Here is a 12602-nt window from a genome sequence, read left to right on the forward strand (position 1 = left end):
AAGGAGTGACTTCCATCCGTGCGCGCTGCGCCATCGCCCGGTGACAGTACCGGGCCGGGTCTCCGACGACCCGGCTTCCCGTCCGCCGTCCGTTTCGCCGTCCCGGACGGTGCGCCGTGATCCACGTCCTGCTTTCCGTGCTCGGCGTGCTGCTCTTCCTTCTTCTCACGATCGGCACCGGCCTCGCCGTGGCCGCCGAGTTCTCGCTGACCGCACTCGAGCGCAGCACCGTCGACGCGGATGTCCGCCAGGTCGGTGACAAGCGTTCGCGCACCGTCCAGAAGGCGCACCGCACGCTGAGCTTCCAGCTCTCCGGCGCGCAGGTCGCGATCACGCTCACCACGCTGATCACCGGTTTCCTCGCCGAACCGCTCATCGGCGACCTGGTCCGCCCGCTGCTCGACGGGACCGGCCTTTCCCCCTCGGCGGCGTCCGGGGTCGCGGTGGCGGTCGCGCTGGTGCTGGCCACCTTCCTGTCGATGATCCTCGGCGAGATGGTGCCGAAGAACATCGCGATCGCGCGGCCGCTGCCGACCGCGCGCGCGGTTTCCGGCTACCACGCCCGGTTCTCCGCGCTGTTCCGCTGGCTCATCACGCTGATGAACAACAGCGCCAACTTCCTCGTGCGCAAGTTCGGCATCGAGCCGCAGGAGGAGCTTCGGTCCGCGCGCTCGCCGCAGGAGCTGGGCTCGATCGTCCGCTCCAGCGCGGAAAGCGGGAAGCTCGACACGTCGACCGCGGAGCTGCTGGACCGGTCGCTGCGGTTCGGCGACCGCACCGCGGACGAGCTGATGACCCCGCGCGTGCAGGTCGAATCGCTCACCGTGGACGACACGATCGACGACCTCATCGACATCTCCCGGCGCACCGGGTTCTCGCGGTTCCCGGTCTACACCGAGGATCTCGACGACGTCCAGGGCGCGGTGCACGTCAAGCAGGCGTTCGCCGTCCCCGCCGCGGAGCGGGCGACGACCCGGATCCGCTCGGCGATGCGGCCGGTGCCCACGGTGCCGGAATCGCTGCCCGGCGACGATCTGCTGAACCGGCTGCGCGATTCGCGCTACCAGCTCGCGATCGTGGTCGACGAGTACGGCGGCACCGCCGGGCTGGTCACGCTGGAGGACGTGGTCGAGGAGATCATCGGCGACGTCCGCGACGAGCACGACGACCGCGAGGCCCCGGCCGCGCAGCAGCTCGGCGCGGACCGCTGGCTCGTGTCCGGGCAGCTGCGCGCGGACGAGGTCCGCGACATCACCGGCTTCCGGATGCCCGAGGGCGACTACGAAACCATCGCCGGCCTGATCCTCGAACGGCTCGGCGCCATCCCGGCCGAGGGCGACGCCGTCGAGGTCGACGGCTGGCGGCTCGCGGTCACCAGCATGGACCGGCACCGCGTCGCCGAGGTCCAGGTGCGCCCGGCCGAACGCGAGGTGACCGCGTGAGCGACTGGCTGAACATCGCCCTCGTCGTGGTCCTGCTGCTGGCCAACGCGTTCTTCGTCGGCGCGGAATTCACCCTGATCTCCTCGCGCCGCGACCGGCTGGAAGCGTTGCTGGAACAGGGGAAGACCCGCGCGCAGATCGTCATCAACGCGAGCAGGCACGTGTCGCAGATGCTCGCCGGGGCGCAGCTCGGGATCACCATCTGCTCGCTGCTGCTCGGCCGGCTCGGCGAGCCCGCGGTCGCGCACCGGCTGTCCGGGTTCTTCGACCTGCTCGGCCTGCCCGACCAGCTGCTGCACCCGATCTCGTTCGCGATCGCGCTGGCGTTCATCACGATGCTGCACGTGCTGATCGGCGAGATGGTGCCGAAGAACCTCGCGATCGCCGAACCGGAGCGGCTGGCGCTGTGGCTCGTTCCGGTGCACGTGGCGTGGGTGAAGCTGGCCAACCCGGTCATCGCGTTCCTCAACTTCGTCGCGAATTCCTTGCTGCGCCTGATGAAGGTGGAGCCGAAGGACGAGCTGGAGACCGCCTACAGCTCCGACGAGCTGGCCGAGCTGCTGAGCGAATCGCGCCAGGAGGGGCTGCTCGACCAGTCCGAGCACCGGCGGCTTTCGCAGACGCTGTCGTCGGTCGCGAAGACGGTCGCCGACGTGCTGGTGCCCACCTCGGAACTCACCACGCTCCCGTGCGGGCCGACGCTCGGCGACGTCGAGCGCGCGGTGTCCACCACCGGGTTCTCGCGGTTCCCGGTGTGCACCGACGACGGTTCGCTCACCGGCTACATCCACGTGAAGGACGTCCTCGACCTCGTCGGCCAGGACCCGGCCACGGTGGTGCCGGACGACAAGACGCGGCCGCTCACCGAACTGCGCTCGGACGCCCGGCTGGACGTCGCGCTTTCGGCCATGCGCAAGGAAGGCAGCCACCTCGCGCGGGCGCTCGACGCTTCCGGCGCGGCCGTCGGCGTGGTGGCTCTGGAGGACCTCGTCGAGGAATACGTGGGGACCGTCCGCGACGGCACCCACGTGGCGGCATGAGCGCGCTGACCGTGCTCGCCGAGGCGGACTGGCAGGCCCGCGAAGCCGCGCACGTCGAGCGGATGCGCGCGTGGACCGGGCCGCACCAGGAACGCCGGGCGCGGGGCGAGAAGCATCCGGTGCTGGACTTCCTGTTCACCTATTACTCGCACCGGCCGGGGCATCTCGAACGCTGGCAGCCGGGTCCGGGTGTCGCGCTCGCGGGCGCGTCCGCGCGGCGGTTTCTCGACCGTCCGGCCTACGTCGAGACCGAAGCTGGTGTGATGCTCGACCCGGCGGCCTTCACCGGTCGCCGGGCGCGCACCGCGGAGTTCGTGCTGAAGCTGCTGACCGCGACCGCGTCCCGGTCGCCGCGGCTGAGCTGCTTCGGGCTCCACGAATGGGCCATGGTCTACCGCGAGCCCGCGGACTCGGTGCGGCACGCACAGGTCCCGCTGCGGCTCGGGTCGGCCGGGACCGACGCGGTCGTGGAATCGATGGACATCCGGTGCGGGCACTACGACGCCTTCCGGTTCTTCACCGATCCCGCGCGGCCGCGCAACACGCTCGCGCCGACCCGGGAATCCCAGGTGGAGCTGGAGCAGCCGGGCTGTCTGCACGCCAACATGGATTTGTTCAAATGGGCCTACAAGCTCGATCCGTTCGTGCCCGCCGAACTGGTCGGCGACTGTTTCGCGCTCGCGGCGGACGTCCGTGAACTGGACATGCGGGCCAGCCCGTACGATCTGGCGGACTACGGCTACCGGCCAGTGCCGATCGAGACCGCCGAGGGGCGGGCCTCCTACGCGCGTGCTCAGGCCGGATTCGCCGAGCGGGCCGCGCCGCTGCGGGCGCGCTTGATCGGCCTCTGCCGTGACCTGCTCGCCGTTCCGGAGCCGGCCGGCTCCCGGGCCGACAACTCTGCGTAACAGCCTTCACCGCAGGTCGCTGGCCTGATAGAGTGATAACGGTTTGGGTGCATAACAGAGCGTGTTGTGCATATCACGAAAGGACAACGATGGGGCGTCACAGCCTGCCCGAGGAGCCGGTGCCGCACCCCCTCGATCCGCCGAAGCGGTCCCCCGGCCGCAGCGAGACGACCGGATCGCACCGGATCGTCGCGAAGAAGGCGCCGCGCAGGCGGATCGCGAAGTGGCCGCTCGTGGCCCTCGGACTCGTCGTGCTGGCGACGCTCGGCGTGGTCGGCTGGAACTGGGCCGACAGCGTGCTCAACAACCGCGCCGAGGCACAGGCCGCGAGTTGCAACGGCGGCCGCACCGACATCCGGATCGTGGTGACCCCGCAGATCGCCAAGCCGGTCGAGGCCGCGGCGGCGCGCTGGAACCGCGACCTGACCCAGGTGCACGGCAGCTGCGTGCAGGTGGCGGTGCAGAGCAAGCCCGCCTCCGACGTGCTGAACGCGCTCACCGGCAAGTCCTCGCTCGACGCCATCGGCGGCCTGCCGGACGGCTGGATCCCGGAATCGTCGTACTGGGTCTCGCAGCTGTCGAAGGCCAAACCGGACGTCATCGGCTCGCCCGCGATGCCGATCGGCTCCGGCCCGCCCGCGGACTACCCGTTCGTCGGGCTGTCCGGCGCGTCGATCGACGAGGTGCAGCAGCGCGGGACGCAGAGCTTCCGGGCGTTTCTGAAGGAACCGGCCCAGCTGGCGGACTTCGCGGCGGCTGGTATTCGGGCGGCTTGATCGGGGCTCGTGAGCGGCGATCCCGGTGAGAACCGGCGTCCGCACTCACGAGCTTGACGGCCGCTGCGGGTGCCGGAGGGGCCTGCCGGGTGACCGCGCATCGGTCCCGCGCCGGAGGTCGACGGGCTCGTGAGTGGCGATCACGGTTCTAACCGGGATAGGCACTCACGACCCCGGCCCAGGCATCGTGGCCGCGCGGGGGCGCAGCACTCACGAGTCGAGTTCGGCCAACGCCAGCAGGTCGTCTTCGGCGAGTTCGAAGTCGAAGACGTCGGCGTTCTCGCGGATGCGCGACGGGGTCGCCGACTTCGGGATCGCGATGATGCCCTGCTGCAGGTGCCACCGCAGGACGAGCTGGGCGGGCGTCTTGCCGTATTTCGCGGCCAGTGCGGTGATCACCTGGTCGTTCAGGTTCCGGCCGCGCGCCAGCGGGCTCCATGCCTCGGTCGCGATGCCGTGCTCGGCGTGGAACTCGCGCAGCGGGGCCTGCTGCTGCCACGGGTGCAGTTCGACCTGGTTGACCACCGGGACGACATCCGTCTCGTCGAGGAGGCGGCGCAGGTGGTCGATGCCGAAGTTCGAGACGCCGATCGCCCGGACGCGGCCCTCGTTCAGCAGCAGTTCGAGGGCGCGCCAGGTTTCGACGTAGCGGTCCAGTTCCGGTTTCGGCCAATGGATCAGGTACAAATCCACCGGGCCCAGGCCGAGGGCTTCGGCGCTGCGGTCGAACGCGCGCAGGGTGTTGTCGTAGCCGTGGTCGGTGTTCCAGACCTTCGTGGTCACGAAGACGTCCTCGCGCGGCAGCCCGGACTCCCGCACCGCGGTGCCGACTTCGGCCTCGTTGCCGTACATCGCGGCCGTGTCGATGCTGCGGTATCCGGCTTCGAACGCCGTCGCGACGACCTTCGCGACCTGGTCGGGCCGGACCTGGTACATGCCGAGTCCGAGCTGCGGGATGGTGACCGAGTTGTTCAGCGTGAGCAGGGGCGGCACAGCCATGCGGCGATCCTCACTGCGGTGTCCGGGGAACGGGTGTCGGTGAAGAACACCGCAGATCTTGCCATTCCCCGGCGGCCGCCGCTGTCACACCCCGCTGTGCACGCCCGAACGGACCGCCTCCGTCACCCGTCCGGCCCGTTCGGCCACGGCGTCAGCGCCTGCCGCGAAACCGTTTCGCGCTTCGACCGCGACGGACGCCGTCCGCGCCGAGGAACCGGCCATTTCCGCCGCCGCGCACACGTCCGGCAGCGCGGCGGGGTCCACAGTGGACAGCAGGCGTTCCGCCAATCGGACCACCTCCGCCGCCGCGGCGACCACGTCCGCGGCGGGCTGTACGCGGTCGGGGACGTCGTGGGTGACGGCGTGCGCGTCGATCTCGGCCAGCCGCAACGCATGGCGCGTCAGGTGGTCCGCTTCGGCGTCGCCGCCGGCGGCCCGGCTCAGCAGCGCGGCGGCTTGCGCCAGGGCGAGGGCCGCGACGGTGGCCCCGGCCGGAGCCGGGATCGCGGGCCGGGCGAGGGTGTTCAGGAAGTCGCTCACGATCTGGTCCCGCATGGTGGTCTCCTCTCAGCGCCGGATGCGCTCCATCCCGGGGTCGACCAGCGGTTCCGCGGCTACCGTCGCGGCGACTCGCCGTCCGAAGTACTCGATCTCCACCGTCGTGCCGATCTCCGTTGATCCCGGCAGCCAGGCGTACGCGATGGGGCGGCCGATCGTGTAGCCGTACGCCGCGCTCGTGACGTAACCCGCTGCGATGCCGTCCACGAACACCGGTTCCTTGCCCAGCACGACTGTCCGGCCGTCGTTCACGGTGAGGCAGCGCAGCCGTCGCGCGGCGGTCTCTTCGCTGCGTCCGTCGATGGCTGCCCGGCCGACGAACTCGCCCTTCGCCGGGCGCACCGCGAACCCGACACCGGCCTCGTACGGGTCGTGTTCGGTGGTCATGTCGGTGCCCCACAGCCGGTAGCCCTTCTCCAGCCGGAGGCTGTTGAACGCGCCCCGCCCGGCCGCGATGACGCCCAACGGCTGCCCAGCGCGCCACAGCGCGTCCCACAGGCGCTGGCCGTTGTCCGCGGAGGTGTAGATCTCCCAGCCGAGTTCGCCCACATAGGACAGTCGCAGGACGGTCACCGGCACTCCGGCGATCCGGGCCCGGCGGCCGCGGAAGTACTTGAGCCCGGTGTGCGAAAGGTCTTCCGCCGACAGCGGTTGCACCAGGTCGCGCGCGAGCGGACCCCACACGCCGAGGCAGCAGGTGCCGCCGGTGGTGTCCTCGATCCGCACACCTTCCGGGGCGCGGCTGCGCAGGTACGCGACGTCGATGTTGCCGTTGATGCCGACCTGGAACAGCTCCGGTCCCAGCCTCGCGACGGTGATGTCGCTGCGCACTCCCCCGGCGTCGTCGAGCATCAGTGTGTACGTGACGGAGCCGACCGACTTCGCCAGTTGGTTCGTCGTGAGGCCCTGCAGGAACTCCAGCGAACCCGGGCCGCTGACCTCGACGCGCTTGAGCGGCGTCATGTCGTACAGCGCGACGCGGTTTCGGGTGTGCCAGGCCTCGGCCGCCACGATCGGCGAGTGGAACTGGCCAGCCCAGGCGTCGCGCGCGGGCGGGAGGAAATCGTGCGGCAGGTCTTTGAGCAAAGGCGCGTTGGCCTCGAACCAGTGCGGGCGTTCCCAGCCGCCCGCTTCCAGGAACACCGCGCCCAGTTCGCGCTGGCGAACGTGGAACGGGCTCACTCGCAGGTCGCGCGGCGAAAGCCGGGGCTGCAGCGGGTGCAGGACGTCGTAGATCTCGACGAAGTTCTGCTGCGCGGTCTCGCGGACGTACTCGGGGGCCAGCTGGACGTCCTCGAAGCGGTGCACGTCCAGCTCGTGCAGGTCGGTCTCGGCGCGACCGTCCACAATAGATTCCGCGACCGCCTTCGCGATTCCCGCGGAATGCGTGACCCAGATGGCCTCGGCGATCCAGAATCCGCGGACGTCGCTCGATTCGCCCACGAGCGAGCCGCCGTCCGGGGTGAAGGAGAAGATGCCGTTGAAGCCCTCCTCCGCCTTGGTCTGGCCCAGCGCGGGCAGCAGGAGCTTGCTTTCCTCCCACGACGGCGCGAAATCCTCCTCGGTGAACGGCAGCATCGACGGCATCGCGGACGCGGTCACCTCGCCGGGTTCGGCGAACTTGTCCACCGGCATCGGGCGGTGCGCGTACGAGCCGATGCCGAGCCGGTCGCCGTGCTGGCGGAAGTAGAGGTCCTGGTCCTGGTGACGCAGGATCGGCAACGCCGGATTCACCGGATCCGCGCCGGCCAGTTCGGCGAGCTGGCCGGTCTTCGCGTACTGGTGTGCCAGCGGCAGCAGCGGCACGGTCATGCCGACCATCTCGCCGATCTCCCGGCCCCAGAATCCGGCGCAGGACACCACGATGTCGGCCGGGACCACCCCGTCGGCCGTCTCGACGCCGGTGACGTGGCCGTGCGCCTGCTCGATGCCGGTCACCCGGGTCGAGGCGACGAACCGCGCGCCGCGCGAGGAAGCCCGGTTGATCAGTTCCGACACCGCGCGCGAGGCGACGGCGAGGCCGTCGGTCGGGACGTACAGCGCGCCGAAGATCTGGTCCTGGTCGAGCATCGGCCAGCGTCGGACGCATTCGTCCGGGTCGATCAGCCGCGCCTCGACGCCCCACGACGTGGCCCAGCCGTGCTTGCGTTTCAGGTCTGCCCAGCGGGCCGCGGTGGTGGCCACCTCCATGCCGCCGACCTGGTGGAAACAGCCGAGGTCGAGCAGTTTGCGGACGGTGTAGCCGGCGAACTCGGTCATCGCCTTCGACGGGTTGGTCTGGAACACCAGGCCCGGCGCGTGCGACGTGGAGCCGCCGGTCAGCGGCAGCGGGCCCTGGTCGAGCACGGTGACGTCGGTCCAGCCGCGCAGGGTCAGCTCGTCGGCGAGGTTCGCGCCCACGATTCCGGCGCCGATGATCACGACACGGGTCATGAGAACTCCTGGGGATAGGTCAGCGGAAGACGACGGTCCGGGTGCCGTTGAGCAGGACGCGCCGCTCGCAGTGCCAACGCACCGCGCGGGACAGCGCCAGCGCTTCGGCGTCGCGGCCGACGGTCGCGAGCGCGCGCGGCGAGTGCGAATGGTCGACCCGCTGCACCTCTTGCTCGATGATCGGGCCCTCGTCGAGTTCGGGGGTCACGTAGTGCGCGGTCGCGCCGACGTACTTCACGCCCCGGTCGTAGGCCTGCGCGTACGGTTTCGCGCCCTTGAAGCCGGGCAGGAACGAGTGGTGGATGTTGATCGCGCGGCCCTGCAGTTTCTGGCACAGCTCGTCGGACAGCACCTGCATGTAACGAGCCAGCACGACGAGGTCGATGTCGTGCTCCCGCACCAGGTCGAGCAGCCGCTGTTCGGCTTCCGGTTTGGTCTCCGGCGTCACCGGGATGTGCTCGAACGGCAATCCGGCGGCCTCGGCCATCGGACGGAGGTCCTCGTGATTGGACGCGACAAGGGCGATTTCCGCGCCGAGTGCGCCCGCGCGCCAGCGGAAGAGGAGGTCGTTGAGGCAGTGCCCGGCCTTCGACACCATGACCAGCAGCCGGTCCGGGGTGCGGTCGGAGAACCGGTACCGCATGGCGTAGTCCCCGGCGACCGGGCCGAACTCGCGGGTGAGATCGTCCGCGGTGGCCGGTCCGGCGCAGGTGAATTCGGTGCGCAGGAAGAGTTCCCCGTGCACGTCGTCGTCGAACTGCTGGTGCTCGACGATGTCGCAGCCGTTGCCGACGAGGAACGTCGTCACGGCGTGCACGATCCCGGAGCGCTCAGGGCAGTGCAGGGTGAGGGTGAACTGGGTCAAGACTCCTCCTCTCGGTATTCGAGCGCCGCGTCGGCGAGCCAGGCGGCGAAGTAGGGGGCGAACGACTGGCGCACGAGGACGGTGAACTCCCCCGCTTCCCGCACCAGCAGGACGATTCCGGTGCGGGCCAGCAGCGTCTGGACGCAGGTGCCCGGCGGGGCGGCTTTCGGGTGGAGGTCGATCGCGCAGCCGTGGGCCAGGACGTCGCGGGCCGCCGGTCCGGCCAGCCGCACCGTGGTGCGCTGCGCGGAAACGTCGGTGACCGCGCCGACGGTGATCGCGTCTCGCAGTGTGGCTTCGGTGCCTTCGGGCGCGCCGAACACCAGGTACTCGTCGGGGCCGAGCCACAGGATGTCGCCGATGCCGCTGGTGAACTGGCACGGCTCGGGCAGCGCGGTGCCGAGCACTTTCGCCGCTGCCTCGTGGCCTGCGCGGATGCGGACGTTGAGCTGCGAGACGAACGGGCGTTCTTCAGCGCGCACGGCTGGTGCACAGCTGGCGAGCAGGCCCGCGTGCTCCGCGAGCGGCGACAGGGTTTCAGCCGTCACGGCGGGTCCCCTCCTTGTCGTAGAGCACGGATTCGGTCACCGTCACCGGCACCACCTCGTCGCCGACCGGGACGTACAGCGTCTCCCCGATCCGCTCCCGGCCGGAGCGGACGAGCGCGAGCGCGAAGGTGCGATCCAGCGCCGCGCTCGGGTAGCTGGAGGTGACGTGGCCGAGCATCCGCACCGGCGGGCGCGGCACGTGCGGGGTCTCGATGATCTGCGCGCCCTCCGGCAGCAGCATCGTCGGATCGTCCGGCAGCAGGCCGACGAACTGTTTGCGGTCCGGTCGCAGGTTTTCCGCCCGCGAGAACGACCGTTTGCCAAGGAAGTCACGCTTCTTCTTGGACACCGCCCAGCTCATGCCGAGGTCTTGCGGGGTGACGGTGCCGTCGGTGTCCTGGCCGATGATCGGGTAGCCCTTCTCCGCGCGCAGGACGTGCATGGTTTCGGTGCCGTACGGCGTGATTCCCTGATCCGCCAACGCTTTCCAGAGCGCGAGGCCGTACCAGGACGGCACGTTGATCTCGTACGCCAGCTCGCCGGAGAAGCTGATCCGGCACACCCGCGCGGCGATCCCGGCCACCTCGGCGTCGCGCCAGGCCATGAAGCCGAAGGCGTCGTTGCTGACGTCCAGCTCCGGTGCGAGCCCGGCCAGCACCTCGCGCGAGCGCGGGCCGACGAGCGCGACGGTGGCCCAGTGTTCGGTGACTGACGTGGCGAACACGCGCAGGTGCGGCCACTCGGTTTGCAGCCACTCCTCCATCCAGTCCAGCACCATCGCGGCATTGCCGGTGGTCGTGGTGACGAGGAAGCGGTCCTCGGCGACGCGGATGACGGTGCCGTCGTCGATGACCATGCCGTCGACGCCGCACATCAGGCCGTAGCGGATCCGGCCGACCTTGAGCGTGCTCATCAGGTTCGTGTAGAGCAGGTCCAGGAATTCGGCGGCGTCCGGGCCGTGGACGTCGATCTTGCCGAGGGTGGAACCGTCCATCATGGCCACGTCGGTGCGCGCGGCGAGGCATTCGCGCCGGACCGCGGCGTGGAGATCCTCACCGGGCTGCGGGTAGTACCACGGGCGCTTCCACTGGCCGACGTTCTCGAACTCCGCGCCGTGCTCGACGTGCCAGGAATGCAGGGCGGTGACGCGGATCGGGTCGTGCAGTTCGCCGCGGTTCCGGCCGGCCAGCGCGGCGAAGGCGACCGGCGTGTACGGCGGGCGGTAGGTGGTCGGGCGGCGGTCGGCGAGGTCGACGCCGAGGGCTTCGGCGGTGATCCCGGCGGCGAGCATGCCGGAGGTTTTGCCCTGGTCGTGCGCGGTGCCGATGGTGGTGTAGCGCTTCACGTGCTCCAGCGAACGGAGGCCCGCGCCGGTCGCGCGGAGGACGTCGGACACGGTGGCGTCGCGCTGCAGGTCCACGAAACGAGTGTCCACATCGGACTCTGGGCCGGGGATCTGCCATTCGACCGCCGGGGCCAGCTCGCGCGGTCGGGCGTCGGAGACTGGGATTTCTCCTGGTGCTTTCGTCACAGCGGCGCGGCCTTCTCGCACGCAACCGGCGAAGTCGAGGGTGCCGTTCGCGCTGCCTGCCACCCGTGCGGTCGGGAGGTCGCCGTCCGGGACGTACGCGCCGAGAGCGGGTTCGTAGCGCAAGGCACCGCGCAGCTGGCTGAAGAGGTGGACTGCGGGGGTCCAGCCGCCCGAGACCAGGAGCGTGTCGCACGGGATCAGTTCTCCGGCAACGCGGACGCCGGTGACGCGTTCGGTGCCTTCGGTCCCGGTCACCGCGGTGCCGGGGCGGACTTCGATCCCCCGTTCCGCACAGGCCGCAGCCCAGTTTTCCGGCGCCGCTGGGCGGACGTCGACCACCAGCGGGACCTCGACCCCGGCGTCGGCGAGGTCGATCGCGGTGGCGTAGGCGGAATCGTCCATGGTGAAGACCACTGCGCGGCGGCCGGGCACGACGCCGTACCGGTGCAGGTAGGTCCGTGCGGCGCTGGCGAGGAGGATGCCGGGGCGGTCGTTGTCCGGGAACACGATCGGACGCTCGTGCGCGCCGGTCGCGAACACGGTCTGCGCCGCGCGGATCCGCCACACGCGCTGCCGGGCCGCGCCGGACGTCCGGTTTTGCACGGCGAGGACGAAACCGTCGTCGTAAGCGCCGAACGCGGTGGTCCGGTCGAGCACCTCCACGTCCGGGGTCGCGCGGAGTTCGTCGGCGATCGCGCGGGCCCATTCGACGGCGGGCTTGAGGTCCACGTACTCGTTCGAGCCGAGCAGCGAACCGCCGGGTTCCGGCTGGTCGTCCACCAGCACGACCCGGGCTCCCGTCTGCGCGGCCGTGCGAGCGGCGACCAGACCGGCCGGTCCCGCGCCGACTACCAGCACGTCACAGTGCAGGTGTTTCGCGTCGTACCGCGCCGGGTCCGGTTCGGTCGCCAGCCGGCCTTGCCCGGACAGGCTGCGCGCGACCAGGCCGTCGAAAAGCTCGACCGTCGTGGCCGTCTGCATGGGTTCGGGGAACGGCTTTTCCAGCTGCACCACCGCGTTCGGCTCTTCGACGCCCGCCGCCATGATGCCGCGCGGGCGGCCGAGCTTGACGCTGCTGGCCACCTGGTGCACGCCGTTGGCCAGCAGTGCGGACGCGAGCGTGTCGCCGGGGTGCCCGGTGAGGACGCGGCCGTCGAAGGTGAACTGGAGCAGGGTGTCGCGGTCGAGGTGGCCGCCGCTGGGGAGGCGGAAGGTCATGGGATCACCGGCCGGGGTTCGTCGAGGCGGTAGACCGCCGCGAGTTCGTGGGTGCGGGTGTCGCGGACGGCGTTGAACCAGCGGCGGCAGCCGGCACGGTGCGTCCAGCGTTCCGCGAGCGGGCCGCTCGGGTTGGCGCGGAAGAAGACGTACTTCGCCCACTCCTCGTCGGACAGCGCCGCCGGGTCCTGCGGGTACGCGACGTGGGCTTGGCCGCCGTAGTGGAATTCGGTCTCCTCGCGGGGACCGCACCAGGGGCACGGGATCAGCTGCACAGTGGGCTC

General features: G+C 70.6%; 11 protein-coding genes. 4 read left to right on the plus strand and 7 right to left on the minus strand.

The window, feature by feature from the left end; all coding sequences use genetic code 11:
- Positions 1-116: 116 nt before the first annotated feature.
- From RPX00_RS38425 to RPX00_RS38440, 4 genes are all read left to right on the plus strand, one after another.
- Positions 117-1442, plus strand: coding sequence for a hemolysin family protein (locus tag RPX00_RS38425; RefSeq protein WP_406632900.1), 1326 nt, complete (start codon positions 117-119; stop codon positions 1440-1442).
- Positions 1439-2482: a hemolysin family protein gene (locus RPX00_RS38430; RefSeq protein WP_406632902.1), complete on the plus strand. Its 1044-nt coding sequence runs from the start codon at positions 1439-1441 to the stop codon at positions 2480-2482. The genes RPX00_RS38425 and RPX00_RS38430 overlap by 4 nt, the downstream gene beginning before the upstream one ends.
- Positions 2479-3390, plus strand: coding sequence for a 3-methyladenine DNA glycosylase (locus RPX00_RS38435; RefSeq protein ID WP_406632903.1), 912 nt, complete (start codon positions 2479-2481; stop codon positions 3388-3390). The genes RPX00_RS38430 and RPX00_RS38435 overlap by 4 nt, the downstream gene beginning before the upstream one ends.
- Before the next feature lie 89 nt (positions 3391-3479).
- On the plus strand, positions 3480-4166 hold the full coding sequence (locus RPX00_RS38440; protein ID WP_406632905.1) for a hypothetical protein: 687 nt from the start codon (positions 3480-3482) through the stop codon (positions 4164-4166).
- Positions 4167-4376: 210 nt separating this feature from the next.
- Here RPX00_RS38440 and RPX00_RS38445 read toward each other — a convergent pair whose 3' ends face one another.
- From RPX00_RS38445 to RPX00_RS38475, 7 genes are all read right to left on the minus strand, one after another.
- Complete coding sequence (locus tag RPX00_RS38445; RefSeq protein ID WP_406632906.1) at positions 4377-5165, minus strand: aldo/keto reductase; 789 nt, start codon at positions 5163-5165, stop codon at positions 4377-4379.
- Between the two features lie 84 nt (positions 5166-5249).
- A complete protein-coding gene (locus tag RPX00_RS38450) occupies positions 5250-5720 on the minus strand; it encodes a hypothetical protein (RefSeq protein ID WP_406632907.1) in 471 nt (156 codons plus the stop codon).
- 12 nt (positions 5721-5732) lie between these two features.
- Positions 5733-8156, minus strand: coding sequence for an FAD-dependent oxidoreductase (locus tag RPX00_RS38455; protein ID WP_406632909.1), 2424 nt, complete (start codon positions 8154-8156; stop codon positions 5733-5735).
- Between the two features lie 19 nt (positions 8157-8175).
- Positions 8176-9021: a formyltetrahydrofolate deformylase gene (gene purU / locus RPX00_RS38460; RefSeq protein ID WP_406632911.1), complete on the minus strand. Its 846-nt coding sequence runs from the start codon at positions 9019-9021 to the stop codon at positions 8176-8178.
- Positions 9018-9569, minus strand: a complete 552-nt coding sequence (locus RPX00_RS38465) for a sarcosine oxidase subunit gamma (RefSeq protein WP_406632913.1) — start codon at positions 9567-9569, stop codon at positions 9018-9020. The genes purU and RPX00_RS38465 overlap by 4 nt, the downstream gene beginning before the upstream one ends.
- Complete coding sequence (locus RPX00_RS38470; RefSeq protein WP_406632914.1) at positions 9559-12318, minus strand: FAD-dependent oxidoreductase; 2760 nt, start codon at positions 12316-12318, stop codon at positions 9559-9561. The genes RPX00_RS38465 and RPX00_RS38470 overlap by 11 nt, the downstream gene beginning before the upstream one ends.
- The gene (locus RPX00_RS38475) at positions 12315-12593 is read right to left on the minus strand and encodes a sarcosine oxidase subunit delta (protein WP_406632916.1); all 279 of its coding nucleotides are present in this window, start codon (positions 12591-12593) and stop codon (positions 12315-12317) included. The genes RPX00_RS38470 and RPX00_RS38475 overlap by 4 nt, the downstream gene beginning before the upstream one ends.
- Between the last annotated feature and the right edge of the window lie 9 nt (positions 12594-12602).

The sequence above is a fragment of the Amycolatopsis sp. WGS_07 genome, from assembly GCF_045278895.1.
In the GTDB taxonomy this organism is placed as follows: Bacteria; Actinomycetota; Actinomycetes; order Mycobacteriales; family Pseudonocardiaceae; genus Amycolatopsis.

Coding starts and splice junctions, on each gene's coding strand:
- RPX00_RS38435 (WP_406632903.1), top strand. CDS start 2,479: ATGAGCGCGCTGACCGTGCTCGCCGAGGCGGACTGGCAGGCCCGCGAA.
- RPX00_RS38440 (WP_406632905.1), top strand. CDS start 3,480: ATGGGGCGTCACAGCCTGCCCGAGGAGCCGGTGCCGCACCCCCTCGAT.
- RPX00_RS38445 (WP_406632906.1), bottom strand. CDS start 5,165: ATGGCTGTGCCGCCCCTGCTCACGCTGAACAACTCGGTCACCATCCCG.
- RPX00_RS38450 (WP_406632907.1), bottom strand. CDS start 5,720: ATGCGGGACCAGATCGTGAGCGACTTCCTGAACACCCTCGCCCGGCCC.
- RPX00_RS38455 (WP_406632909.1), bottom strand. CDS start 8,156: ATGACCCGTGTCGTGATCATCGGCGCCGGAATCGTGGGCGCGAACCTC.
- RPX00_RS38470 (WP_406632914.1), bottom strand. CDS start 12,318: ATGACCTTCCGCCTCCCCAGCGGCGGCCACCTCGACCGCGACACCCTG.